This window comes from Caballeronia pedi (assembly GCF_001544915.2).
Lineage (GTDB): Bacteria > Pseudomonadota > Gammaproteobacteria > Burkholderiales > Burkholderiaceae > Caballeronia > Caballeronia pedi.
Genome location: NZ_FCOE02000047.1, coordinates 32,386 through 55,476, shown reverse-complemented (window position 1 = coordinate 55,476; position 23,091 = coordinate 32,386). Strand labels below are relative to the sequence as shown.

Genomic DNA, 23,091 nt, shown 5'->3' with positions numbered 1-23,091 from the left:
CAATTCGTGCTCGGGCTCGCCATCCTTTCTTGCGCATTTGCGGCGCTGTTGAAGTATCTGCCGGATGGTCACGTACCTTGGCGCGACGCGCTCGTCGGCGGCGTGATTTCCGCAGTGCTGTTTTCGGTCGGCAAGAAGCTCTTCGCGTTGTATCTCACACACGCCGGGACAGCTAACGCGTTCGGCGCGGCCGGCTCGCTCGCCGTGCTGCTGATGTGGCTGTATTTTGCGGCGGCCGTCATGCTGCTCGGCGCTGAAGCCGCTGCGACGAGAGTCGAGGCGCGCGAAGGTAAGCCAGACGAATCGCGCGAGGCGCACGAGCCTCATGCAGCGCCGATGAGCGTCGCCCCGAGCACGCATGTGCAAACCGCGCCTGTCGCCGCGCAAGTGATCGTGGGCGCGAGCGCGATGCGAAGCAGCCAACGGGTTACGCCGGATGGGTTGCCAGTAATGGCGAAGATATTCGATGCAGTGAGAGCGAATCCGAGCCGATTCGCTATCGCGGCGGCAGGCGCGACGCTCTTCGTGTTCACGAAGGGCGCGCGTCGACATCACGCGGGAAGACGTTACTGAGCGACTTCGGCGCGACGGATGCTGCGTCGAGAGGACGCGTTTGGCGAACAGCCATACATGCAACTGCATTTCGACCGTCGCACAACCCGGTACCCGGATCCGTCGAAGATGATGAAAAGGTCGCAACGGCATTTGCCGAACTGTCCGCGTCGCTCGGCCATCACGCGGACGTCGCGTGTCCCGGCGGCGAGGCGCTGCGCATGACGGGCCAGACGCGCTACGACTCCGTTTTAATGGATATCGGCCTGCCCGATATCGACGGACGCAAGCTTTCCGAATTCGTTCGCTGCGCGGGCGCATCCACGGAAGCCTGCATCGTCGCCGTGACTGGTACGCGTGGATTCGACATGGAATCATCACGTCAATTCGACGGTTAACTTCGCAAGCCCGTTACCGCAACGGAACTCGCGCGAGTCATCCGGATCTGTTGAAGCGCATGGGTTGCTGGCTCTAACGCGGCTGATTAGAGAGAACTTTGGATGGGTTTTGCTGATCTGCACATTGCAAGAACGACATGTCGCGCTTATATGTAAGGCTGCGTGCAGAAGCGATGCACCGACAATCGAGGCGGGAACGCCTACGGCGGCAACATGACAGAAACGGACCAGGGAGCCGCGTGCATTTCTTCCTGCCTGCTAGATTGGGAGTTCTACTGCACCATGGAGAAAAATATGACGACCGTCTACGTTGTGAAGTCCGGCGCGCAGTTCCTCTGCACCGCCGAGGACGGCGACATGGGGTTGGCACCTGCTGTCGAAGAAGCCACATCCTTTCCCTCGTATGAGGAAGCGGAAAAAGCAGCGAGTACACACACCGATCCCGGATACGAAATCGTCGCTGTCAACGTTACCGGAAGCTGAGTCGTCGGCTCCTGGAGGGTTAGTGAAGGAGGGCGCTTGCAATTGGTCAGAGTCATGCAATTCGCCAACTTTGGTGATGCATAGATAACGCCGCCGCGCGGCGCCCACGGCCCCGCGCGCTCGTGTCAAAGTTGCTCGGGCAGGCGTGCCGGTGACGGTCGCATCCAGGCTACGGGCAAGCAGGGCCAATGCAGACACGATGGCGGCCCAGTGGCTGCCGAAGAGAGGGGCGATCAGACGATGCGCATCGGCGAGATCTGCTCACGTGAAATAGCGCCGCGGCGTCCACGAGCAGGGACGCGTTGACGATAAACGCAAGGCCCATCGACGCGAAGGTATCGATATACTCGCCCTTAAGCGCGCGGCCTATCACGCTGTGATCATAATCGGCGCGTGCTCCTTGACCCGCTGAGTGTAGATAAAAGTTGTGCGCATTACCTTCGCGTCGAGGGGGCCGGTGGCAAGCCACAGCATGCCTGCATCTCGCAGCAAGACAGGCTGCGAGCGAGGCCGCGCAACGCACCTACCCAGACGGGATGCGCAGGCGCCAGCCTCACGACGAAGCAGAAACCCACGAATGCGATGTGCGCCGCGCTCGTGCCCTGCAGAGGTCGTCTGCCAGGGCTCCGAAGCGCGTGCATGGCAAGAGTGCCAACCGTCGAACAGAGCACGCCTGTCATAGGCGAGACGCCGAACAGCATTTGCAGGGCGACGGCGCTGCCGAATACTCCGCCACATCGCACGCAATGATTGCTGGTTCTGCACGCCACGCACAAAAGGGACGGCAAGTACCGGCTATAGCGCTCGCGGCAGATCTGCGTCAAATCACGCCCCGTGACGACGCCTACCCGCGACGTACCCTTTGCAGCGGCATGCACATGAGACTGGCGAGGAGAACCACGAGCCGCAACTGATCGCCATAACGTGCGCCGCCGGTAGAGCGGCTGCCTAGTTGCTCGGGGTCGATGTAGGCCACCGCAGAGGGGAGCGGCGCCCGTAACCGACCACCAAGGGGGCGCCCGCGCAACAGATCGCTTCGGCACGCAAAGTGTGGGGGCACGCCGGGTTGGGTAGCAGCGAGCCGGGCAAGCGCGGACGGCGCGATGTTCATACATTCAGTCGCCCCGGTCAGTGTTGTTGAAGCAGTTCAAAGGGGCGTGTAACGGACATTAGGGCTCGATGTGGGCTTCCCGTTCGACGTCCCGAACCACAGCGATCTGCGTGACGAGCTTGCTGAGTTGCACTTTGGAAGCGTGGCTGTGCAGCCGCAGTCGTAGAGAGACGTAGACCGGGGCGCCATATCGCGCCCGAACGATGCTTTACTGGACGGATTTCGTTACTCTAAGCTTCGACCAACTGGCCCGCTGATAGCTCATGAGGACCGGCATTTGCTGCACAGGAGCAATCTGAAGCGCGAGGTGTCATGATGAGTGCAATCGGTAGACGTCCTAGGCTCGTTTTGTTCTCGTCGAAATCTGTGCCTGCGAAGCCTGGTCACTCTCAAGGGGACTTCCAAATATATGCCTCTTATCGGGGATCGGCGTCGGCTGGCTTCTACGGAACCTTAAAGGTGGTGCGCAAAACTGACGGCCGGCTGTTATATCCGTTTGATGGCGCCTCAGCCATCGGCCCGTTCAATACGAGTACGGGCGCCGTAGCCGCGGCGCAGCAGCGCGGCCTTGCGATTGTCGACGGCGATCTCGCGCGACCTGAGCTTTAGAATGAACGCAACTAAACACAGCCCGCTGAGCCGACGAGTTCATTGTGCGACGATCATCGACAGTGACGTTAGCGGGAGAATAAGCACGGACTAAATTTGAAGATAGGTGAGCTCGGTTACGTCAAAATTAACTCAAGTTTGCCGATTGACGATCCGCGCACTGTTCACGACCTCATTCGTCTCGATAGCTGTGATCGTGACTGCGGCCCGCCCGCCGTATCTCGTGCTGTCGGCCCAGTGCGTGGCGGGCGCATGGTTCGCCGTCGCGATCATCACGGTTCTCGTGATGACGTCGCGTAAGCCGGCGCAACCGTTTCAAATGCTGCGCCAGGAACTGCAACGCGATATGGATGCCATCAAGGATGGCCGCGCAATGAAGCATGCCGATGCTCAGGGCGCGATGCTCGCACCCATGACGGAATCACGCGCGGAGCTGATTGGCGCGCATCTCGCCGATGAACCGTTGGCGTGACGCGCGCTCCGGGGACGCATCGCGAGCCCTGGGTTCCACGCCGAGCGCCGAGTTGACTAGGCTCGCTCGTCAGCGTCGCTATTTTTTTATTTCGGCGCACGGGTCAGAGAGTGGCTGGCGCAAATGGAGCGCGTCAACACACCGGGCGTTCGCCAAAGTGTTCGACGCGCTCCGAGGGTGACGCAAGGCGAAATATGGATCAACGCAGGCGCATCGTGTTATCGCCTGCATCCTTCGGGATCTTCGCTTCTAGTTCTTCCTTGCGCTGCATCAGTTCCTTGCCGAGCGCGTTCAGATCCGCGCCGGACTTTCGAAGCTTAGGGAAGAGATCCGACTCTTCCTCTTCGATGTGGTGTTGAACCATCTCGCTCATTACCTTGAAGGTCGCGTCGAAACCGGGCTCGCCCGCTCTTAGTGTCGTGAACTTGTCGATCAGCACCTTCACAAGATAGTGTTCGACATACGCTTCTTCGACATCGGGCCGATCGTCTTCGTCCAGCGCTACCTGCGCGGCCGGATATAGTAGCTCCTCCTCGATCATCGCATGGACGGTGAGTTCTTCGCACGCACGTCGCACGAGTGTGGACTTCGCATCGAAGTCGTCGTCCTTCGCTTTCTCGAACGCACTGAACAGCTTCTGAACGGCGCGATGATCGTTCCTCAGCAATTCGATGGCGTCTTCAGTTTGCGCCGGCCGGGAAGTGCCGGTCGCAGCTTGTGTTGGCGTCATAGGCATCGCGGTCTCTGTTTGAATAATGGCTACGAGACCTTTAGCAAGTTGCGGGCCTGCCCTTTTTCTGTTTCTGCGTAGCCAAGCGTCTTGGCGCGCAGAGCTTGAAAAAAACGCGTTCCCTGTTCGCGCTATCCGCACGCGAGTCGGGTTGGCACGCTCCGGCGTATATAGCAAGGTCGTCGTCGGGACGTCGCACGCGGGGCAATGATCCGCACGGAGGATGGGCGCTGCCGCCCACGAGGGCGGTGACGCCCATCGCCCACGCTATGCAGCGACCGGGGAATCAGATCGGACGACGCTCAAGTTCGTCGCCTTGGGGGATCGGTGTTCCCGTACGTCCCTTGGAAAGGTGCAGTCGACAAATTCGCGGCTCGACCTACTTTCAAGATTGCGAATATGATTCAACGAAACGCACTGCCCGTTGCAGAGCCGATGGACACCGTGCCCGCGTCGTCGAGTCCGGAATACCCCGAAGCGCATCCCTTCGCACGGGCGTTCGACGCGTCTGCGAGCGCCGTCACTCGATGGGCAGGCTCGCCTGTCGCATTCGGCCTTGCAGTGATCTCAGTCGAGATATCTGCGCGCCGATATTCCGCTTTTCAGAGGCCTGGCAATTGGTCATCAACACGGGCACGACGATCGTCACGTTCCTGATGGTATTCCTCATTCAGCAGAGCGCGAACAAGGACAGCATCGCGCTTCATTTAAAGCTCAACGAGTTGCTGGCATCGTATCGTCGGGCGAGCAATCAGTTGATCGGCATCGAAGACGCGACCGAGGAGGAGTTGCGCAAGCTTGCCGCTGCCTATTGGAAGCTTGCTTCGGAAAGCGGGCCCGTAGACCCGACGGACGATGTCGACGCGGCTGCTGAAATCGCAAGGCGGCTCGCAACAGCACAAGACAAGAGCGCGGCTAAGCGCACCGCTTAGGTCCCGAAATCTTCTTCCGGAAAGACAAGCACACTTTATGCACGCGGCACGCTGGTTGCGTCATCGGGTGCAAGCGCCGATTCGGCGGCAACGTTGCCGCATTACAGGGAGAGAGTGATGGATGAACAGAAAGAGCAAGACCGCATTCGTCGTCGTGCCTATGAGATCTGGGAGCGAGAAGGCTCTCCGGGGGGGCGCGCGGAAGAGTTCTGGGAGCAGGCGATAGCGTCGATCAGCGCAGAGGGCGCGCAAGCCGTAACTCCCGGTAATGCCGCCGCGGAGGGGCCCGAAACACTAGGCGCCAGCGTGTAAACTTGATCATCCTAAGAATAGGACTTCCGCTAGCTATCTGCGCGCGGAATGCGTCGTCTGATGCTCGAGCCCAATTCAACCTAAAACGATCGACTCATATGCATTCGACTATGATGCCCACGCGCAAGCCGCTCGACCGAGAACTGGAAACTGCGCTGCGCCGCGTCTTCGGTTTTCCGAATCTGCGAGGAGGGCAGGAAGACGTGATCCGCAGCGTGATGGACGGGCACGATACCTTGGCGGTGATGCCAACCGGTGCGGGCAAGTCGCTGTGTTACCAACTGCCCGCGCTGCAATTCGAAGGCTTGACGATCATCGTATCGCCGCTCATTTCGCTCATGCGCGATCAAGCGACGAAGTTAACCGAAGCCGGCATTGCAAATGCCGTGCTCAACAGCGCACTCTCCGCAAGCGAATTGCACGACGCAATGGACGCGCTCTCCAGACACACATTGCGCATGCTGTTCGTTACACCGGAACGTCTAGTCGATGCGGAGTTCGTCGCGAAACTTAAGGCGCTGGACGTAACCGAGATCGCGCTCGTAGTCATCGATGAGGCGCACTGCATCTCGCAGTGGGGACACGATTTTCGTCCCGCGTATGTCGAACTGATTCAGGCGATAGAGTTATTCGGTCGCCCGCCGATACTCGCACTGACCGCAACGGCGACGCCTGCGGTCATGACAGATATCATGCGCGAGCTTCAGATGCGGCAGGCCAATGTCATTCATACGGGCGTCTATCGCAACAATCTGCGTTTTGCCGTCGAACAAATGACGAACCCGGGGGACAAGCGCGAGCGTGTCGTGGAGCTCGCAAGCAACGAGAAGGGCAGCGGCATCATATATTGTGCGACCGTCGCGGAATGCGAGGCGCTTCATGCGGCCCTGGTCGAAGCGGGCGTTGCAGCCGAGCGCTATCACGGCAAGCTCGCGGCGAGCGTGCGGTCCGCGTCCCAGGACGCCTTCATGGAAGACCGTGCGCGTGTGATGGTCGCGACCAATGCGTTCGGCATGGGCATCGACAAATCCGATATCCGCTTCGTGATCCATGCGCAGATGCCGGGCAGTCTCGATGCGTACTATCAGGAAGCAGGCCGTGGGGGACGCGACGGCGAGCCGGCCCGCTGCGCGCTGCTGTTCGAACTGAAGGACAAGCAGGTGCAGCAGTTCTTCTTGAGCGGCCGCTATCCGAGTGCGCAGACCATCGCACGCGTTGCGCGGACGGTGCGCGAACTGGCGAACGAAACAAGCAACAAGACGCTTGAGAAACCGCTCGAGCGCCTGCGTCAAGCATTGCCCGACGTGGGCGCGAACAAGCTGCGCGTCGCGGCAACCTTGCTTCACGACATCGGAATGACGCGACGCACGCGTCACGGCGGCACGAAATTGATCGATGAGGACGGCAGCAAGGCCGACGCAAAATTAGGCGATGCATCCCACGCCTATGTTGCGCGCGCGGAGCGAGACCGCGCCGTGCTGGAATGCATGATCAGTTTTGCGCAAAGCGCACAGTGTCGCTGGCGCATTCTGCTCGATTACTTCGCGCACAATACGGACTCGACGTCGGATGAGCGTTACGCCCCGCCCGATGATAAACTCGGCGGAAAGACATGTGGCGTATGCGACAACTGCCTACATCCACCGGAAGTGATCGAGAGTCCGCGCGAGCTCGTCGAACAGGCGCGAAAGAAAGAAGAGACGAAGCCTAAGCGGACGAAGCCCGCATTCGAGCGGGGCGAGCGCGTCCTCGTGCGTCGCTATGGTGAAGGTATTGTAGAAATGGTCAGCGGCGAAAGCGTGGCTGTGCGTTTCGCTGACGATGACACGCGCACGTTCATCGCGCGGTATCTGAAACGAAGCCGCGCCGCGTCATCGTGAGGCCTGCCGAAGGGATAATGCGTTCTGGCGCGCGTACTGCTATGAACGGCTAGACGATCAAAGCACTCGCGCAAACGGAAGGGCCAGATGAATCGCAATCTTCGACTTGGGAACGATCGATCAGTCATCCCGCAACGACCGTCGTCTTCCCGTCTTCCTAGTTCTCGCCTACGTCCTGCTGCGGTATCTCGCCAGTGATCGTAAAGATATTTGATGCAGTGAAGGCAAATCCGAGCCGCTTCGCGTTCGCAGCGGCGGCCGCGAGCCTCTATATGTTCAAGAAGGGCCCGCATCACGATCTCACGAAGAGACGGAGTTGACCGCCTTTCCGGCGCCACAATGCACGAAGCTGGAGAGGCGAACGACGCAGTGTCTCACCCCCGATCATCGCCGACGATCGCTTCGAGCGACGTGTCGGAAGTCTGCGCCTCCGGCCCTGCGACCCCTAACGGATGCATTGCCGGTAATTGCCCAGCGTGCGATCCGCTGCTGACGTTATGACATTACGACAAGGAGAGTAAGGTGCGAGGCGCGAAGTCGATCCCTGTTCATATCGTAATGAATTGCGCGCCACGTGAACCTCAAGCGTCGTCACGTGCGCGGTGCGCGGAACCGGCCCGCAAACAGCGTGCGAGCGCGAACGCGCCGATCGACACTAATGTCAACGATGCGAGTGGAAAGGTGCCAACAGTGTTCGCGGCGATTGCGGTGGGCCGGTTTTGCGCGACGAGCTGGATGCGGCGCTTCGTCATCCGCATGCCGAGGTCGGACAACTGCGATGCGAGCGCACGTTCAGCCGTTGGAAGCAGCACCGTCTCCTCGTCTGCGACGTGATGCATGACTTCACGCATGAGCTGCATGAAAAGGGCGTCATATGCGGCATGCTCCGGACCCATCGAACGCAGTTTCGCGATGTCCTCGCGCATCTTTTCGTGCTCAGGCCTGCTCTTCGTGAGGCGTTCGTCTCCGGCCATTGCCTCGCTGAGCGCGGGATAGAAAAGTTCTTCTTCGAGTTGCGCGTGTATTTGCAACGCGGTGCAAACGAGCTCGACGATGGCGCGCTTTCTTGGCCACGATGTGTCTGCATGGTAACGATGAAAGGCCGCCATCACGTGCGTGTGATCCATCCGGATCATCGACGTGATGGTTGGGAATGGTGATATGTCCATGGCCACTCCTTCGCGCAGGGCTGGGGTCAAGTGCGTGTGGGAACTGATACAAAGGCCTTAGCAAGCACTATTCCGACTCCCTCGCCGCGTTAAATAAAGCTAAGACATGGGCGCGCAGAAGGTTAGTCTATCGATGGAGTGCAGGAATACAAAGCCCGCCGCAGGCTCGCTGATTCTTGGATAACTAAATTAAATGTGCGTCTGGACGCGATGATTTCCGGATTGATACATGTGACGTTCCTTTCAAGCTTGATATCGCGGCATCTTTGGTTGGCTTCAGCGAGAGCGCGGTACCGCGCCCGCTCTGATACCGATGTCGGTCGACAATCTGCACGAACACGCACGCGACCCGGCGCCAAGGTATGGCAGTTGCTGTCTAGCCCTCACGATCTACTCGAGGAGCTATCTATGGCTGGCGACACTGCATACAAACCAGGCGAGCGCGTGAAAGTATCTGGTATCTATTCTGTCGTCCATGACGATGGCAAAGATACGTTCGAAGTGACCTGCGTAGAAGGCGAACACTTTCCACCGGCACGCAGCGGCAAAGGAGCGCACTTTGAACTGAAATACGCTGCGACGCATGCTCACAGACACGATGAATTGAAGGGAACGGAAGCGCGAAGCTAGCTCCGCGGAAGCTCTCGGCCCCATCGCCGGAGACGCGCGTCGGAGCTCGAGAGCCCAGGTTCACATCGAATTCACCACCACCCATCTACAACTGAAGACACATATTGTCTTGGGAGCTCGTATGTCTGACCATGTTTACAAACTTCTCGAAATCACGGGTTCTTCACCTGAATCTTCCGATAAAGCTGTCGAGGTTGCGCTCCAAAAGGCGTCCAGCTCAGTGAGCAACATTGAATGGTTTCAGGTGACAGAAACCAGGGGCCATACGGAAGGCGGCAAGATTGCGCACCGGCAAGTGACCTTGAAAGTTGGGTTCCGCGTCGACGACTGAAGCTCATCGAGCACGAATGACCGGGCGGACCGGCAGTCTACGGCAATCGCTTCGTTGCGGAGGTCAGGGATTGCGTCGTCGTCCAGTAATCGCCCCAAGGGTCGCTTGCCTGGAAGCTCAAATACTCACGAGCGGTCTGTACGGTCCACTGCGAACCGCTCTTGAGGTCAGCAAGTTGTTCCCAAGCAATTGGCATTGAGACGCCCATCCCCGGCCGGGCTCGAGCTGAAAATGCGGCGGCGGTCGTTTGCCCCTTCCCATTGCGAAGGTAGTCAACATAGATTTTTCCCACCCGATTCGATGGACCAGAGACCGCCGAGAAGCGCTCGGGAATCGTCTTTGCGAGATGCGCACCGAACGATTTCGAGAACGCCTTTACTTTGACATAGTCCAATCGAGGATTTAGCGGCACGACTATGTGCAAGCCCTTGCCACCGCTCGTTTTCAACCACGCTTGCAAGCCCAACTCCGACAGTAGCAAGCGGACGAGTAAAGCCGCTTCCTGAACGTGAGCCCATTTGACGCCCTCGCCGGGGTCGAGGTCGAAGATGACCCTGTCTGGCGCTTCGAGCCGGCGCACGACCGAGTTCCATGTATGGAATTCGATAGTGTTCATCTGCGCCGCGGATAACAGAGCGTCCGCTGTGTCGACCGTTAGCAACGGCGGATGGTTTGGCCACAAATCGCGGTCGTGCGCTTTCAGCCCGGGCATTGCTGTGCGCTCGGCGTGCTTCTGGAAAAAGAGATTACCGGCTACGCCTTCAGGCGCGCGCACGAGGGCAACGGGCCGGTCTTTGAGGTGAGGCAGCATCCTCTCAGCGACGCTGGCGTAGAAGCGAACAAGGTCGGCTTTCGTCACCAACGCTGACGCGTCAATCACGCGCTCGGGATGCGTTATCTTCATTTGGGGAAGAGACTCAGGGGCCCGGGTCGTCACGCCTTCGCGAACTACGCCACGAGCGTCCTTGTCGAGGCGCAAACCTATGAAGGACGCTTGCCGAATTACTTCATCGGCGGTCCACTCAGTGAATTCCACCTCTGCCACTAGCACAGGCTTTACCCATCTCTCGCTCCCGACCGCTCGCTTTGACCATCTGCCTGGCTTCTTGAGTGGCGTGTCAAACGGCGTTGCGTCGACCTCAAGAGGTGTGAGTTGCTTCCAGAGGCCGCGTGCAGTCTTCGAATCCCAACCAGTGCCGACACTCCCGGCATCATGAAGCTTGCTGCCAACGTAATAGCCGACTAATAAGCTGCCCACTTCTCCCTCATTGCCGCCGCGCGCGGTCATGCCACAAATAACCAACTCCTGTCGCAGCCGTGCTTTCGCCTTCAACCAAGTTTGCGTACGCCCCGACTCATACGGTGCATCGCGCCGCTTAAGCATGAGCCCTTCCAAACCCAATCCTGTCGCCGCTTCGAATATCTGCGCCGCCGGAGCGTCAAAGTCCTGGCTGTACAGCAGCCGTTCTCCTGAATTTCCAACAATCGGCGCTAGTAACGCACGTCTTGACCACAGCGGCACCTTTCGGAGGTCTTTGCCGTCGAGGAATATCACGTCGAAAAGGAAGTAGACGATGTCCTTGTTCGATTGCCCATCAACCGCGTTTTGAAGAGCTGAGAAACTGGGGAGACCGTCTTTCAGCACGACAATCTCACCATCCAACCATGCACTCAAGAGCGGCAGATCCTTGAGCTCAGCGACCAGCAATGGGAATCGGGATGTCCAGTCGTGCCCGTTGCGTGTGAACAGTCTCACTCGCTTCTTGTCGATGCGAGCTAGCAGTCGGTAACCGTCTAGCTTGGATTCAACTATCCAGTCACCGCCTGCTGGCAGCGAAGGCGCTAGCGTCGCAAGTTGGGGTTCAAGCTTAGCAGGCAGCGACGCCGCCACTGCAGCTGACAAGTCAACCTTGGGGGCCGCGACGTGCCGATTCCGAGGGGAGCGAGGCTCGCGTTCTTCGACAAGTCCAAGGGGATTGGCAATGACGCTGTCGGGGAGTGCCTTGATGACGTCGTATTCGGCGAGCGGACGCGCCCACTCATCGCGCTTCTTGAACATCATCCACTGGTCGGCCTTGTCTCCCGGCTTTGATATCCGCACCAGCTCCCACAAGCCGGCGAGCTTTTCCCCGTGCAGTCGAAAAATCAGTTTTCCTGCATCCATACTCTTGTCTGCATCTCCGACCGGCTCCCACGTTCCACGGTCCCACACAATGACCGTGCCTGCGCCATATTGTTTGGGAGGGATGGTGCCCTCGAAGCTAGCGTAATCGATAGGGTGGTCTTCAACGTGCACCGCCATCTGCTTCTTGGCCGGGTCGTAGCACGGCCCTTTGGGAACGGCCCACGAGAGCAGCGCGCCCTTGTGTTCGAGCCGGAAGTCATAGTGGAGGCGACTGGCCCAATGCTTCTGCACAACAAAGCTGCTGCCCTGAGTCGGCGTTCCGTTTGCCATACTCGCCTTAGATCCAGGCGGCTCAGGCGTGGCGCCGAAGTCGCGCTTTTTGCGATAGCGCTCAAGTGGCGTAGTAGCTGCAGTTTTGCGGGATGAAGCCATCGCGGTTTCCCTCGGTTCGATGGGCTGATTTCCGTACGCCCGGAAAAGTGGCCGATCGTACGCAGCGGACGTTCGGGTGAACTGCAGAACTTCTCAGAACTCTTCCATCTGCGGATCAGGGCCGCGTGTCGGGGCGGCGGGTGCAGCGAGCTTGATTGCGCGGCCGGTGCGAGCAGATTCGTAGATCGCCTCGATGATGCGCTGATCCTGCAAGCCTTCTTCGCCCGGTGTGTGCGGCACGATGTCATCTTTCACGCACACGGACATGTGATCGATCTCGCGCGCGAACTGATTCTGCGGATCGATCTGCACTTCGGTGGTCGCGCTCTTGCCGTCCAGCAATGTACCGTGCCGCATGCGCAATCCGTTGTAGCCGAACGCCGGGTCCATCTCCACCCAGCCCTGCGCGCCCTGAAGCCTGAAGAAACGCGACTCGTGACTCGCATAGCTTGACATACACGTCGCCGTCAGTCCGCTTGGAAATCTCACGATGAAGTGCACGGATGCCTCCACTTCGACGAAGCGCTGATCGGACTCCGGTCGATACACCGTCGCGATGACTTCCTGCGGCTCCTCCCCGGATAGAAAGCGCGCGGCATTCAGGCAGTAAAGCCCGATATCGGGCAATGCGCCGCCGCCCGCCAGCGCTTTCTTCAAACGCCACTGAGACGGATCGCTCACGTTCTGTGAATTGCCTGCAATGAACTCGCGCAGCGGCCCAAGTTGCCTGTCCTTCACCATCTTGGCGACCATGCGATCCATCGGCTCGTATTGGCTGCGATATGCGATCATGAGTTTGCGGTTCGCGCGCTTCATCACGTCGATCATGGTCTGGCAGTCGGCGACGCTGTTCGCCATGGGTTTTTCGCAGAGCACGTGCTTGCCGATCTTCGCGGCGCGCAACGTAAATTCCTTGTGCATGCCGTTGGGTAAGACGATGTAAACAACCTGCACGCGCGGGTTGTCAGCGAGACGCTCGAAGCTCTGATAGTCGTGGATGTCAGCCTCCGGCACGCCGTACTGGCGCGCGACGCGCAGCGCCTTCGTGCGATCGGCCGAAACCAGCGCGGAGACCTTCGAGTACTTGCACTGCGCGAGCGCTGGCAGAATCTGGTTGAGCGACAGTCGACCGAGTCCGACGATCGCATAACCGATGCGATCGTCGGGCGGCAAGTTGGCGTCCGGCGTCTCTTCCTTCTGCTCAGTGTTCGGATCCTGAATCAGAGGGAGCCTGACTTGATTGGCGTCGGAGCCCGTCGGACCGGCAGCCCACGCGCTGCCGGCCGAAGCGGCGGTGAGCGCGACCGCGATGCCCGCGCTTCCGCGTAACAAGAACGAGCGCCGCCCGGTTTCTGGCGGCGTGGAAGTCGATTCGGATTCAAGCGTAGGATCGTTGTGGACAGGCATCAGAAGCTCCAGGGATAGGCGTGATGCGGCAGCGCCGTCCGGTGAAAATCGGCCGTCGCGGTGTTGCGACAGCCTCAGCATTGACTGTGCCGTCGGCTTGTCGACTGCTGGCGAGGCGAGTTGGAAGCGAGCTCTTCCGCGTCGTCGAGGCCCGGCGAAAGTTACCGATTGGTCGGCTCTCCGGGGTCCTCGACGCTTTTTCCGATGGTCTGCTTGATCGCCGTGATCCTTGCGATTCGCGCCATTAGTCATCTCGACATCACCCTTCACCTTGCGGTCTTCGTTTCCGGTGACGGTTTTGATAGCCGAGTCTGTCCAACCTTAAACCTGTTCCTTGATACCTTCCTTCTGATCGGGGTTCATCTTGTGCTCCGTTGCCCGTAAGTGTTTCCCGCGATGCGTGACGTTCCCGGCGTAAGGCTAGGCATCGTTGTCGGACTGGCCTGGTCTGCCGCTGCGGCTCGCGGGTGCGTGATCCGGATCGACGTGACCGTGTTAAGGTGCGTACGGGCCGTCGTCGGGATGTTCCTTGCCCTTCGGCACAAGGCTCACGTCGATGTTGCCGTGCTCACGCTGCTCGATGGTGCCGCCGCGTTCTCTTCTACATCGCCTCACCGAGCGTTTTCCGACGGTCGTCCGCGCGCTCGACGGGATCGGAGGGTTCATTTTGGATGTCTGCTCTTCTGCATCGGACGGGGATTGCGTCGTATTTCTGAACAACGGTTATGCCACGTCGCCGATGTGTTGCGGTGCGGAAGCGGCGTTGTCGGGCGCAGGCATTCCGGGGGCACACGTCATGGTGAAACGAGGCATCCGAAAAAGACGTGCGGCGGCCTTCGCTGAACTGGCCGCATCGCTCGGCTGTCATGCGGACGTTGCACGTACCGGCGGCGAGGCGCCACGCACGGGAGGCCAGACGCGCTAAGACGCCGTTTTCATGGATATCGGCCTGCCCGATATCGATGGACGCAAGCTTTGTGAATACATTCGCTGCGCGGGTGCATCGACCGAAGCATGCATCGTCGCCGTGAACGGTACACGTGGATTCGACATGGAATCATCGCGTCAATTCGATGGTTATCTGCGCAAGCCCGTTACCGCAGCCGAACTCGCGGGAGTCATGCGGAGCTGTTGAGGCGTCGGCTCGTGCAGCGTTGCGTGGATCGCGCGTCAACGTATCCTGCATAACATTCGCTTAAGGCACGCCGCGCTACGATCGCCGCACGACAACGCACGCGCGCCTTCATGAACCAATACTTCACCAATAAGCAGGGCGCCATCCGCCGCATCATCGACCTGAAGCGCAATGGACCTGAGGCGAGCCGCACGACAGTCGTCGGTGAGCAGAAGGACGGCAGGAAAGTCCACGGACTCGAGCAAGTGCTTCTTCACTTGCGGATCGGGCGGATCGCTCATTTCACTTGCATCAGTTCATTTGTCCAGGAGATCGTCTTCGTCAGCTAACCGACAAAGACGACGACCGCTAACGTGCCCTGATCGCATAGAGCCGCGTCGGTAACGCGATGGGGCTTTGCGGGTCGAACCAGCTCATGTCGGGAATCCGGGAGTCGGTGACGTAGATCGTGCCATCCGCGCCTTCCGAGAACGTGTCGGGCCAGACCAGGCGCTTATCGCGCAAGAGGGTGGTGAAGCGCTCGCCGTCGCGCACGCGGATCGCGTGATGTTCGACCGAGGACACATAAAGCCGCCCGCGTTCGTCGAACCAGAGACCGTCTGCGGGACCATCGATGCCGACAGGTTCGACGCGCGTCGAGACCTGCCGCGCGGTCAACTGCGTGTTTTGAAGCGCGTCTGTCGCGATGCGGTAGAGTGTCTTGCCCTTCACCGCCTGCCAGTACAGATAGCGCCCATCGGGCGTCAGCGCGAGCCCGTCTGCCGAGAAACTTACGCGCCGTCCATCGGTCTGCTGCAGCGGCTTGCCGTCGACTTTGACGGTCACGCTCTTGTCGGCCTGCGTGCTCGAATCGCCGTCAAGCACGCGGCGCGCTGAGCCGGACGTCGTATCGACCACGACGATCGCGCCGCGCACGCCAGAGTCGGTGACATAGACGAAGCGGCCGTCGGGACTGATGCGCACATCGTTGAGATAACTGCCTTGCGGTGCGATCGTTTCGTCAAAGGAATAGACATGCGCGACGCGGTTCGACGCAAGGTCGATCTGCACGAGCTTCGGCGCGCCCGGCACGACCAGCGACTGAGCCGGCGCACCCGGATCGATGACCCAGAGATTGCCGCGTTTATCTGCGACGACGGATTGCACACAGACCCAATGATCCTGCGGTGTGACTTCATCGCGGCGCGAATTGCGCCAGCTATTCCACTCGACATCGGGATAGGGACGCAGGTCGCCAGTGCTGCCGAGCTCGGCGACGGATATCGGCGCGTCTTCCGTCCAGCGCGGGAAGTTGACGAAGGTGCGGCCATCGGGCGTCACAGTGACGCCGGTCACTTGATGCTCGAACGTCGCAATGAGCTGCAGCCGGGCATCGCCGCTTTGCCGATCGTGTCTGTTGGCGGATTCCTGTGCGCCGCCCATCGGCGGGAGGGCGGCGAGGCAAAGGGCGAGAAGGGTTCTGACGAGCGGTCGCATGATCGGCTCCGAGGCGAGGATGCGGCATTTCAGCAATCGCGATGCCGTGGCAGGGGCGCAGGTGATGCTCGCGTCAATATCCGTCGGCCCTTTTCGAAACGGACCGTTTCAGCGACTCAAGCCAGATTGACGATCACAGGAAGACGCCCTCGACGCATCGGGCGGTTCGATGCGGTGCGCATGTGCGTGCAGTCGCTCATTGCGACGCGTTGACGGACGCGTGCATGAATTTCCTCGGGTCATCGAGCCTTTGCCGGTCGCGTAAGCCGTTTGGAAGACAACGGCACAGCTCCTGCTCTGCTTGGCGACCACCCACGGCAAACGATATGAGCACGAACAGCAAAGCGAATAAGCGGATGCCCGCGCCCGATGACCGACAGGCGCTTCTGACCGAACTACGCCGTTGCAAGATGGCGCGCTCGCCGCACGCGTATGTCCGGGGCAATACAGAACGATTCTATGAGTGGGTCATCGAGGCGAACGGAGATTCGCTGCCTCACGGCCCGGCGATCTGGATTTGCGGCGACTGCCACACCGGCAATCTCGGTCCGATAGCCAATGCGAAAGGCAAAGTGGAGATCCAGATTCGCGATCTTGATCAGACGGTGATCGGCAATCCCGTGCACGACGTCGTCCGCCTGGGCTTATCGCTCGCGACGGCTGCGCGCGGGTCGTCATTGTCCGGCCTGAACGTCGTGCGAATGATCGAGGCGTTGGCTGCCGGATATGAATCCGCGTTTGTAGATGAGGTCATCGACATCAGACGTCCCGAGCCAGTTCACGTAACGATGAAGGAAGCCGTGCGCCGATCGTGGCAGCACCTCGCGCGTGAGCGCATCGACGATCTGCACCCGGCGATTCCCTTGGGAAAGCGGTTCTGGCCCCTTGGCAGAGAAGAGCGAAAGGCGATCGAAGCGCTTTTCGCCGACAATGCCATTGCGAGTCTGCCGACCAGCCTGAAGGGCCGCAGAAACTCGGGCGACGTCGTTGTGCTGGACGCGGCGTATTGGGTGAAGGGTTGCAGTTCGCTTGGCCGTCTGCGCTATGCGGTCCTGCTCGATGTCGATGGCGGCGTCGTGAAAGGCGACGACCTGTGTCTGATGGACATCAAAGAAGGGGTGAAGGCCGCAGCGCCCCGTTATGACGACGTGGCGATGCCGCGCGACAACGCGTTGCGTGTCCTCGAAGGTGCCCGAAACTTGTCGCCGTATCTCGGTGAGCGGATGCGCGCAGCACGCCTGCTCGATCGTGGCGTGGTGATCCGCGAGTTGTTGCCGCAGGACATGAAGCTCGAGATTGAGCAACTCGGCAAGGATGACGCGATGCACGTCGCGCACTATCTCGCGGCTGTCGTGGGTAAGGCTCATGCGCGGCAGATGGACGACGCGACGAAGCGAGTGTGGCAAACGGAACTCGGTCGCAATCGATCGAAGACCATCGACGCGCCGCTATGGCTTTGGAACAGCATCGTCCAATTGGTGAGCAGCCATGAGGCGGGGTACCTCGAGCATTGTCGGCGTTACGCGACCGGAACTTGACTGGACGATACAATCCGGCGACTCGTTGCGGTCGCGCTCGCTCGGCGGGCCCGGCGACGTGCCTGGCTTGGTGTCCGATTGCGCATCGGGCGCGCGATTCGTTCCGTCGGCGCGGGGATCCAGCAATCGCGGCAGCAACCGTCGGGGCTGCCTGCTTCTTTCTTAAGCCGGTAAGCGGGCGCGCTGAACTGTTCCTCCGCAAGGGACGTTGATGCGCCTCTCCGGTGGAATCGAGGTTGATCGGTGGTGAATGCCATGCGCCGGACTCAGTTCGCTTTGTTGCATAGTCGATCTCGGGGTTCTGAGCACCGCGCTTCTCCTAACGCTGGATAGGCGCCGGATGTGTACGCTGCTCAAGCGATCTTTGGCGACGCCCGGCCGCGCCCGCGAAAACCGACTGAAAGGGTACGCAGATTGCTCGTACGTGTAGCGAACATATCGACGACATCCATAACATGCCAGGCAACGACGTGGCCAAATCAGACAACCCTGCATATCCCTATTCGTCAGGCGGATGGGGTTCCCTCACGGCCGTCGCGGGCGCGCTCATTCACGAGAAAGTGCCGCTGAAGGTCAGCACCCTCCTTCTCAAGCAGAACAAGCCCGAAGGCTTCGCGTGCGTGAGCTGCTCGTGGGCGAAGCCCGCCGATCCGCACACCTTCGAGTTCTGCGAGAGCGGCGCGAAGGCGACAGCGTGGGATCTGACCGCGAAGCGCATGACGCCGCAATTCTTCGAGCTTCATACGGTGACGGAGTTATGCGCGTGGCATGATCACGACCTCGAAGAAGCGGGACGTCTCACAGCGCCACTGCGCTACGACGTAGCCACGGACAAGTACGTGAGCGTCACGTGGCAAGAGGCCTTCGAAGACATTGCCCGAGAATTGCGCGCGCTCGATCCGAAGCGCGTCGCGCTCTACGCATCGGGCAGAGCATCGCTGGAAACCTCTTACATGTACCAGCTTTTCGCGCGCATGTACGGCACCAACAATCTGCCCGACAGTTCGAACATGTGCCATGAGAGCACGAGCGTCGGACTGAAGGAAGCGATCGGCGCGGGCGTCGGCACCGTCAGGCTCGACGACTTCGAGAAGACCGACCTCATGTTCTTCTTCGGACAGAACGTCGGGACCAATAGCCCGCGCATGCTGCATCAGTTGCAGGACGCGAGAAAGCGCGGCGTGCCGATCATCACCTTCAATCCGTTGCGCGAGCCGGGCTTGCTGAAGTTCTCCAATCCGCAATCGCCGCTCGAGATGATGACGCCCGCGCATACGCTCATCAGCACGCAATATCATCAAGTGAAGACGGGCGGCGATACGGCCGCGTTGCTCGGCATCTGCAAGCTCGTCATTCAAGCCGATGATCGCGCGAAGGAACAGGGCGAGCCGCGCGTGCTCGATGTCGACTTCATCGAAACGCATACCGTGGGGTTCGATGCTTTTGCGGATTACGCACGCGCGGCATCGTGGGACGATATCGAGCGCGTATCGGGATTGCCGCGCGCCGATCTCGAAGCCGCCGCTCGCGAATACATGCGCGCGAACGCGGTGATGGCGCACTACGGCATGGGCATCACGCAGCACAGGCAGGGCGTGCAGAACGTGCGCATGCTGTGCAATCTGCTATTTCTACGCGGCAATATTGGCAAGCCGGGCGCGGGACCGTCGCCGGTGCGCGGGCATTCGAACGTGCAGGGGCAGCGCACGGTCGGCATCACGGAGAAGCCGGAGCTCGCGCCGCTCGACAAGCTCGCGAGCCAGTTCAGCTTCGAGCCGCCGCGTGACAAAGGCATGAACATCGTCGAGACGTTCGAGGCGATGCTCGATGGCAAGGTCAGCGCGGTCATCAATCTCGGCGGCAATCTCGTGCGCTCTGTGCCGGACCGCATGCGCATCGAGCCGGCGTGGCGCGGCCTCAAGCTCACAGTCAATGTCGCGACGAAGCTCAATCGCAGTCATCTCGTGCACGGCGAGAAGTCGTACATTCTGCCGTGCCTGAGCCGCATCGAGATCGATACGCAAGCGAGCGGCGCGCAGGCGGTGTCGATGGAAGACAGCACCGGCTGCATTCACGGCTCGCGCGGCATGGCCGAACCGGCTTCGCCCGATGCGCGTTCGGAGCCGTATATCGTCGCGGAACTGGCGAAGCACACGCTTGGCGATCGATCGACCGTCGACTGGGATCGCTGGCGCAATGACTATGCGCTCGTACGCGAGGAAATCGCGAAGACCTATCCCGAGACCTTCCACAACTTCAACGAAAGGATGTGGACGCCCGGCGGCTTCCCCCGCGATCTCCCCGCGCGCGAGCGCAAGTGGCAGACGAAGAGCGGCAAGGCGGAATTCGCCGTACCGGAAACGCTGGGCGAAGATCCGGACATGCCCGTGCGGGAGCCGGATGCGCTGCGCCTCATGACACTGCGCAGCGACAGTCAGTTCAACACGACGATCTATAGCCACGACGACCGTTTTCGCGGGGTTAAGGGCGGTCGCATGGTGATCTTCATGTCCGACGCCGACATGGCACGCCACGGTCTCGCGAAGGGCGACCGCATCACGCTGCGCACCATTGCCGATGATGGTTTCGAGCGGCGCGTCGGCGGCCTGCAGATTCATCCGTATGACATACCGGAAGGATGCATCGCCGGCTATTATCCCGAGTGCAATCCGTTGCTGCCGCTTTGGCACTGCGCGAAGGAAAGCAAGGTGCCCGGCGCGAAGTCCATTCCGGTTCATATCGTCGAGGTGAATGGCACGCCGCGCGAACCCTGAGCGATGTTACGCGCACGAGGGAGCGAACGAAGCGGAAATCGCTTCTGCCTGGTGTCCCGTATTGCGACGGATCAGGCAATTGCGATGGCCGCTGCGTGAACGAAGAAATTTGGGCGATACGCGCTGACAGTAGACCAAAGCGACGATCACTACGCGTCGACTGTCTCCGCGTTCGGGTAGCTTCGTGTCAGTATTGATCATCCCCTCGATACCGCTTTGGGTAAGACCGTGGGCGCGTTGAATTCGCGGTTGCCCATATCGCGCCCAGCAAGAATCCCAATCCTGCGGAAACTGCAAGCGCGGTGAATGGACTGTCCAACGTCTTGTTGCGCAGAATCTCGGTGGTATCCGCGTACAGCTGTTGTGCCTTGTCGCCCAGTTCGCGCGCCTTGCCAGCCGTCTGTGCGCCGGTCTCGTCCAACAAATCACCCGCAGCGTTCTGCAGTTTGCCGGCAGTTTCCGTGACCTTGCCTTGTACTGTATCTGAGTCCATTGTCGCTCCCTGGTTACAGTTGAGAGATGCGGGACGTTTCGCTGCGTAGATTTGCTGGCCCAACATCCCGTCAATGTCTTGCAAGTTGTGTTCCCGTCGGGAAGCAGGCGACCGGTTCGTGAGTCTTCCAAAGCGAACGCATCTCGATGGGCCGCGCTGAGTATTCCGTCAAGTTGCGCCCTAATGCAGCTTCCCCGAACGTGAGTTGAGCCACATGGCGATTCGACGCTGGCCGCGCCACTGCGGAAGTGAAACAACAGGCGTCGACACTGCTCTCAGCCGCGCTCACGCTGCCGCGCAAGCCGAAGAAGCGGCGCCTGCGGTGCTGGGCGCGGGTTCATCGACAGAATCGTTATTCGCGCAGCGCGTTGAGCAGATCGCCCACCGCCCTGTGGGTCGACGCGCTCAATCCCGCGCCGATCGCCGTCTGAATCGTGCGGCGCAGTCCGAGTATGGCAATACCAACCAGCGCGATTGCGATCAGTTCCGCGTTAGGCGTACGCAAAAGCCACGGCGTGGCACGCGTGGCGGCCGGTGATCCGCGCGGTACGCGCGTGAGCCGCACGGGTGCGTTCGCGACGTGTGCGGCGATCAACTCCGCGCGTGATTCTGCCATGCGCGCCAGCACGGCCTCCTGAGCTTCAGCGTGCTTCATTGTGTCGCCTCCCTGATGGCGTCGGCGTCGCGTCGCAACGTTTCGCGCAGCAATTGAAACGGCTCAGCCGGCTTGCGCGACATCATGACGATGAAAGCGATCACCGCTACAGCGAGCCATGCGCCCGCGACGCACCATGCGGTCAACACGAGATGTGGCGTACCGACCGTCGACACGATCACCGCGATCGACACGAACGAGAGCGTGAACAGCGCGCCGATCGCGAGCGCGACGAGCGCGACCACTTCATGGAGCACGCGCTTCTTGGTTTCGGCGAGTTCGATGGGAATCAGCTCACCGTAATCGACGAGACGTCCCGCGCAGAAATGGCCGATCCTGCGCCAGTTGGCGATTTTTTTCTGGATTGTCATTCTTGCCCCTCCACCGCGGTTTCAGTCAAGACAGGTACTCAGCCATCACCTCATAGCAGCGAGCGTGCCGGGCGGCAGACCGCGCCGATGATGAAGGGCGGCGGGGACCTCCCGGTTGAATCTACGACGACTTGAGTACGGGGGGTTGCAAGGCGTGGCGTCTTGCGCTACGCCGCGCCGTGCGAAATCGACCTAACGGAGCACCCTTGTGGACATCTCGCCTATCAGAGGAGCCCACCCAGCCGGTGCCATGCGGATGTCGCCGGCGACTCCGGTTCTTACGCGCCCTTGACCCGCAAAGCGGCAACGCGCAAGAGCCTGTCCCATCTCGCTCACCAAGGCGATGGCCGCCGAATCCGGATGGCCGCGCGAACTGTTCTGCAAGGGCCGCGCACTTCGCATGAAGCGCTGAAGCCTCTGCGTCGCGGCTGTCAGGTCGCGCAACCCGAGGGTGGCCAGCTGTTGATTGTGCAGTTGAAGAACCCGCTCGATTCATTTCGACGCGCCGGGTGCGCAACGTCGGCCGCTTCCAGCACGATCGTCGCGCCGAGCACCCATATCCACGCGCAGCGCACGGTCGGCGTAGGCGAAGTATTCGATCGGCAGTCCATCATGCAGAGAAACGCGCCGTCAGATTGGCCGCCGTACTGGTCTCGTTACAATCGTCGGTCGAACGCCGGTCGGCGTCCTTCTTTTTGGAATGGCGATGACACCGACTGATCCTCCTAAGACCAAGATAAGTGGCGCGCTCGGCGCGATGCACCTGCCGGCCGAATACGGCGAACAGGATCAGCCGCAACCCCCTGTGCGCCTCGAAGCGAGCGGCGACAGCCGCAGTGTAGGCCTCGTCGATATCGATCTGCGCAAGCCGAGCATCACGCGTGAAACCGCCACAAAATCACGCCGGCCGAACTGGATCGCGCTGATCCGCGCGCATGCGGCGGAGCTGCCGGGGGAGAACCATATCCGGCCTGCCAACGGTAGCTGATCCGGCATGGCGGCTCGATCCAGACGCTACCACCGAACATATCTTCTGCGAGGAAAGGGATGCGGGCGGCTTGCGCGTCTTGTTCGAA

The 23,091-nt window shown here is 60.4% G+C and carries 26 protein-coding genes and 1 pseudogene; 16 read left to right on the top strand and 11 right to left on the bottom strand.

Features of this window, described 5'->3' with window-relative positions:
* The 3 genes from AWB80_RS37175 to AWB80_RS37165 all read left to right on the top strand — a co-directional run.
* A partial coding sequence (locus AWB80_RS37175) for a YihY/virulence factor BrkB family protein (RefSeq protein WP_208635744.1) occupies positions 1-573 on the top strand: 573 nt, incomplete at its 5' end.
* The gene (locus AWB80_RS37170) at positions 462-950 is read left to right on the top strand and encodes a response regulator (protein ID WP_341866861.1); all 489 of its coding nucleotides are present in this window, start codon (positions 462-464) and stop codon (positions 948-950) included. The genes AWB80_RS37175 and AWB80_RS37170, both read left to right, overlap by 112 nt.
* A gap of 294 nt (positions 951-1,244) precedes the next feature.
* Positions 1,245-1,433 (top strand): hypothetical protein, encoded by a 189-nt coding sequence (locus AWB80_RS37165; protein WP_061179620.1) that lies wholly within the window; start codon positions 1,245-1,247, stop codon positions 1,431-1,433.
* Between the two features lie 169 nt (positions 1,434-1,602).
* Here the strand turns inward: AWB80_RS37165 and AWB80_RS45660 are convergent, their stop codons facing one another.
* Positions 1,603-1,806: a hypothetical protein gene (locus AWB80_RS45660; RefSeq protein ID WP_425266926.1), complete on the bottom strand. Its 204-nt coding sequence runs from the start codon at positions 1,804-1,806 to the stop codon at positions 1,603-1,605.
* A 61-nt stretch (positions 1,807-1,867) separates the two neighbouring features.
* Positions 1,868-2,548 (bottom strand): divalent metal cation transporter, encoded by a 681-nt coding sequence (locus AWB80_RS45655; protein ID WP_087131903.1) that lies wholly within the window; start codon positions 2,546-2,548, stop codon positions 1,868-1,870.
* 308 nt (positions 2,549-2,856) lie between these two features.
* Here AWB80_RS45655 and AWB80_RS45490 point away from each other — a divergent pair, with 308 nt between their 5' ends.
* Both AWB80_RS45490 and AWB80_RS44695 read left to right on the top strand, forming a co-directional pair.
* Complete coding sequence (locus AWB80_RS45490) at positions 2,857-3,153, top strand: DUF6723 family protein (protein WP_087131902.1); 297 nt, start codon at positions 2,857-2,859, stop codon at positions 3,151-3,153.
* A 196-nt stretch (positions 3,154-3,349) separates the two neighbouring features.
* Complete coding sequence (locus AWB80_RS44695) at positions 3,350-3,625, top strand: hypothetical protein (RefSeq protein WP_208635743.1); 276 nt, start codon at positions 3,350-3,352, stop codon at positions 3,623-3,625.
* A gap of 199 nt (positions 3,626-3,824) precedes the next feature.
* On the opposite strand, the gene AWB80_RS37140 is transcribed toward AWB80_RS44695, so the two are convergent.
* Positions 3,825-4,355 carry a hemerythrin domain-containing protein gene (locus tag AWB80_RS37140; RefSeq protein ID WP_425266928.1) on the bottom strand — a complete coding sequence of 177 codons (531 nt, stop codon included), beginning with the start codon at positions 4,353-4,355 and terminating at the stop codon, positions 3,825-3,827.
* Between the two features lie 399 nt (positions 4,356-4,754).
* Between AWB80_RS37140 and AWB80_RS37135 the strand changes: the two are divergent.
* From AWB80_RS37135 to AWB80_RS37125, 3 genes and pseudogenes are all read left to right on the top strand, one after another.
* A pseudogene (locus AWB80_RS37135) lies at positions 4,755-5,287 on the top strand (low affinity iron permease family protein).
* 117 nt (positions 5,288-5,404) lie between these two features.
* Positions 5,405-5,599 carry a DUF2934 domain-containing protein gene (locus AWB80_RS37130; protein ID WP_061179610.1) on the top strand — a complete coding sequence of 65 codons (195 nt, stop codon included), beginning with the start codon at positions 5,405-5,407 and terminating at the stop codon, positions 5,597-5,599.
* A 98-nt stretch (positions 5,600-5,697) separates the two neighbouring features.
* Positions 5,698-7,479, top strand: coding sequence for a RecQ family ATP-dependent DNA helicase (locus AWB80_RS37125; protein WP_244206939.1), 1,782 nt, complete (start codon positions 5,698-5,700; stop codon positions 7,477-7,479).
* A 581-nt stretch (positions 7,480-8,060) separates the two neighbouring features.
* Here the strand turns inward: AWB80_RS37125 and AWB80_RS37120 are convergent.
* Positions 8,061-8,648 (bottom strand): hemerythrin domain-containing protein, encoded by a 588-nt coding sequence (locus AWB80_RS37120; protein WP_061179608.1) that lies wholly within the window; start codon positions 8,646-8,648, stop codon positions 8,061-8,063.
* Positions 8,649-9,056: 408 nt separating this feature from the next.
* Between AWB80_RS37120 and AWB80_RS37115 the strand changes: the two genes are divergently transcribed.
* Positions 9,057-9,278, top strand: a complete 222-nt coding sequence (locus tag AWB80_RS37115) for a hypothetical protein (RefSeq protein ID WP_087131900.1) — start codon at positions 9,057-9,059, stop codon at positions 9,276-9,278.
* 121 nt (positions 9,279-9,399) lie between these two features.
* Positions 9,400-9,609: a dodecin gene (locus AWB80_RS37110; protein ID WP_061179606.1), complete on the top strand. Its 210-nt coding sequence runs from the start codon at positions 9,400-9,402 to the stop codon at positions 9,607-9,609.
* Positions 9,610-9,646: 37 nt separating this feature from the next.
* Here the strand turns inward: AWB80_RS37110 and ligD are convergent, their stop codons facing one another.
* The 3 genes from ligD to AWB80_RS44520 all read right to left on the bottom strand — a co-directional run bounded on the left by ligD (position 9,647) and on the right by AWB80_RS44520 (position 14,239).
* On the bottom strand, positions 9,647-12,166 hold the full coding sequence (gene ligD / locus AWB80_RS37105; protein WP_061179605.1) for a DNA ligase D: 2,520 nt from the start codon (positions 12,164-12,166) through the stop codon (positions 9,647-9,649).
* Positions 12,167-12,259: 93 nt separating this feature from the next.
* Positions 12,260-13,573: a Gfo/Idh/MocA family protein gene (locus AWB80_RS37100; protein ID WP_087131899.1), complete on the bottom strand. Its 1,314-nt coding sequence runs from the start codon at positions 13,571-13,573 to the stop codon at positions 12,260-12,262.
* Between the two features lie 495 nt (positions 13,574-14,068).
* Positions 14,069-14,239 carry a hypothetical protein gene (locus AWB80_RS44520; RefSeq protein ID WP_167390496.1) on the bottom strand — a complete coding sequence of 57 codons (171 nt, stop codon included), beginning with the start codon at positions 14,237-14,239 and terminating at the stop codon, positions 14,069-14,071.
* Between the two features lie 271 nt (positions 14,240-14,510).
* Here AWB80_RS44520 and AWB80_RS45135 point away from each other — a divergent pair, with 271 nt between their 5' ends.
* On the top strand, positions 14,511-14,708 hold the full coding sequence (locus AWB80_RS45135) for a response regulator (protein WP_244206938.1): 198 nt from the start codon (positions 14,511-14,513) through the stop codon (positions 14,706-14,708).
* A gap of 110 nt (positions 14,709-14,818) precedes the next feature.
* Positions 14,819-15,037, top strand: a complete 219-nt coding sequence (locus AWB80_RS37085; RefSeq protein ID WP_061179603.1) for a hypothetical protein — start codon at positions 14,819-14,821, stop codon at positions 15,035-15,037.
* Positions 15,038-15,056: 19 nt separating this feature from the next.
* On the opposite strand, the gene AWB80_RS37080 is transcribed toward AWB80_RS37085, so the two are convergent.
* Positions 15,057-16,184 (bottom strand): L-dopachrome tautomerase-related protein, encoded by a 1,128-nt coding sequence (locus AWB80_RS37080; protein ID WP_208635742.1) that lies wholly within the window; start codon positions 16,182-16,184, stop codon positions 15,057-15,059.
* 326 nt (positions 16,185-16,510) lie between these two features.
* On the opposite strand from AWB80_RS37080, the gene AWB80_RS37075 reads away from it, so the two are divergent.
* Together AWB80_RS37075 and AWB80_RS37070 are read left to right on the top strand one after the other, a co-directional pair.
* Positions 16,511-17,722: a DUF2252 family protein gene (locus tag AWB80_RS37075; RefSeq protein ID WP_061179602.1), complete on the top strand. Its 1,212-nt coding sequence runs from the start codon at positions 16,511-16,513 to the stop codon at positions 17,720-17,722.
* A 455-nt stretch (positions 17,723-18,177) separates the two neighbouring features.
* A complete protein-coding gene (locus tag AWB80_RS37070; protein WP_061179601.1) occupies positions 18,178-20,496 on the top strand; it encodes an FdhF/YdeP family oxidoreductase in 2,319 nt (772 codons plus the stop codon).
* Positions 20,497-20,683: 187 nt separating this feature from the next.
* Here the strand turns inward: AWB80_RS37070 and AWB80_RS37065 are convergent, their stop codons facing one another.
* From AWB80_RS37065 to AWB80_RS37050, 3 genes are all read right to left on the bottom strand, one after another.
* Positions 20,684-20,989 (bottom strand): CsbD family protein, encoded by a 306-nt coding sequence (locus AWB80_RS37065; RefSeq protein WP_244206934.1) that lies wholly within the window; start codon positions 20,987-20,989, stop codon positions 20,684-20,686.
* A gap of 352 nt (positions 20,990-21,341) precedes the next feature.
* The gene (locus AWB80_RS37055; RefSeq protein ID WP_061179600.1) at positions 21,342-21,644 is read right to left on the bottom strand and encodes a hypothetical protein; all 303 of its coding nucleotides are present in this window, start codon (positions 21,642-21,644) and stop codon (positions 21,342-21,344) included.
* Positions 21,641-22,015: a phage holin family protein gene (locus AWB80_RS37050; protein ID WP_061179599.1), complete on the bottom strand. Its 375-nt coding sequence runs from the start codon at positions 22,013-22,015 to the stop codon at positions 21,641-21,643. The genes AWB80_RS37055 and AWB80_RS37050 overlap by 4 nt, the downstream gene beginning before the upstream one ends.
* Before the next feature lie 360 nt (positions 22,016-22,375).
* On the opposite strand from AWB80_RS37050, the gene AWB80_RS37045 reads away from it, so the two are divergent.
* Together AWB80_RS37045 and AWB80_RS37040 are read left to right on the top strand one after the other, a co-directional pair.
* Complete coding sequence (locus AWB80_RS37045) at positions 22,376-22,735, top strand: hypothetical protein (RefSeq protein ID WP_061179598.1); 360 nt, start codon at positions 22,376-22,378, stop codon at positions 22,733-22,735.
* The gene (locus tag AWB80_RS37040; protein ID WP_061179617.1) at positions 22,722-23,003 is read left to right on the top strand and encodes a hypothetical protein; all 282 of its coding nucleotides are present in this window, start codon (positions 22,722-22,724) and stop codon (positions 23,001-23,003) included. Before AWB80_RS37045 ends, AWB80_RS37040 begins: the two co-directional genes overlap by 14 nt.
* Positions 23,004-23,091 lie beyond the last annotated feature (88 nt).

Coding starts and splice junctions, on each gene's coding strand:
- AWB80_RS37165 (WP_061179620.1), top strand. CDS start 1,245: ATGACGACCGTCTACGTTGTGAAGTCCGGCGCGCAGTTCCTCTGCACC.
- AWB80_RS45655 (WP_087131903.1), bottom strand. CDS start 2,548: ATGTATGAACATCGCGCCGTCCGCGCTTGCCCGGCTCGCTGCTACCCA.
- AWB80_RS45490 (WP_087131902.1), top strand. CDS start 2,857: ATGATGAGTGCAATCGGTAGACGTCCTAGGCTCGTTTTGTTCTCGTCG.
- AWB80_RS37140 (WP_425266928.1), bottom strand. CDS start 4,355: ATGACGCCAACACAAGCTGCGACCGGCACTTCCCGGCCGGCGCAAACT.
- AWB80_RS37130 (WP_061179610.1), top strand. CDS start 5,405: ATGGATGAACAGAAAGAGCAAGACCGCATTCGTCGTCGTGCCTATGAG.
- AWB80_RS37125 (WP_244206939.1), top strand. CDS start 5,698: ATGCATTCGACTATGATGCCCACGCGCAAGCCGCTCGACCGAGAACTG.
- AWB80_RS37120 (WP_061179608.1), bottom strand. CDS start 8,648: ATGGACATATCACCATTCCCAACCATCACGTCGATGATCCGGATGGAT.
- AWB80_RS37115 (WP_087131900.1), top strand. CDS start 9,057: ATGGCTGGCGACACTGCATACAAACCAGGCGAGCGCGTGAAAGTATCT.
- AWB80_RS37110 (WP_061179606.1), top strand. CDS start 9,400: ATGTCTGACCATGTTTACAAACTTCTCGAAATCACGGGTTCTTCACCT.
- ligD (WP_061179605.1), bottom strand. CDS start 12,166: ATGGCTTCATCCCGCAAAACTGCAGCTACTACGCCACTTGAGCGCTAT.
- AWB80_RS37100 (WP_087131899.1), bottom strand. CDS start 13,573: ATGCCTGTCCACAACGATCCTACGCTTGAATCCGAATCGACTTCCACG.
- AWB80_RS44520 (WP_167390496.1), bottom strand. CDS start 14,239: ATGAACCCTCCGATCCCGTCGAGCGCGCGGACGACCGTCGGAAAACGC.
- AWB80_RS45135 (WP_244206938.1), top strand. CDS start 14,511: ATGGATATCGGCCTGCCCGATATCGATGGACGCAAGCTTTGTGAATAC.
- AWB80_RS37085 (WP_061179603.1), top strand. CDS start 14,819: ATGAACCAATACTTCACCAATAAGCAGGGCGCCATCCGCCGCATCATC.
- AWB80_RS37080 (WP_208635742.1), bottom strand. CDS start 16,184: ATGCGACCGCTCGTCAGAACCCTTCTCGCCCTTTGCCTCGCCGCCCTC.
- AWB80_RS37075 (WP_061179602.1), top strand. CDS start 16,511: ATGAGCACGAACAGCAAAGCGAATAAGCGGATGCCCGCGCCCGATGAC.
- AWB80_RS37070 (WP_061179601.1), top strand. CDS start 18,178: ATGCCAGGCAACGACGTGGCCAAATCAGACAACCCTGCATATCCCTAT.
- AWB80_RS37065 (WP_244206934.1), bottom strand. CDS start 20,989: ATGGACTCAGATACAGTACAAGGCAAGGTCACGGAAACTGCCGGCAAA.
- AWB80_RS37055 (WP_061179600.1), bottom strand. CDS start 21,644: ATGAAGCACGCTGAAGCTCAGGAGGCCGTGCTGGCGCGCATGGCAGAA.
- AWB80_RS37050 (WP_061179599.1), bottom strand. CDS start 22,015: ATGACAATCCAGAAAAAAATCGCCAACTGGCGCAGGATCGGCCATTTC.
- AWB80_RS37045 (WP_061179598.1), top strand. CDS start 22,376: ATGGCCGCGCGAACTGTTCTGCAAGGGCCGCGCACTTCGCATGAAGCG.
- AWB80_RS37040 (WP_061179617.1), top strand. CDS start 22,722: ATGACACCGACTGATCCTCCTAAGACCAAGATAAGTGGCGCGCTCGGC.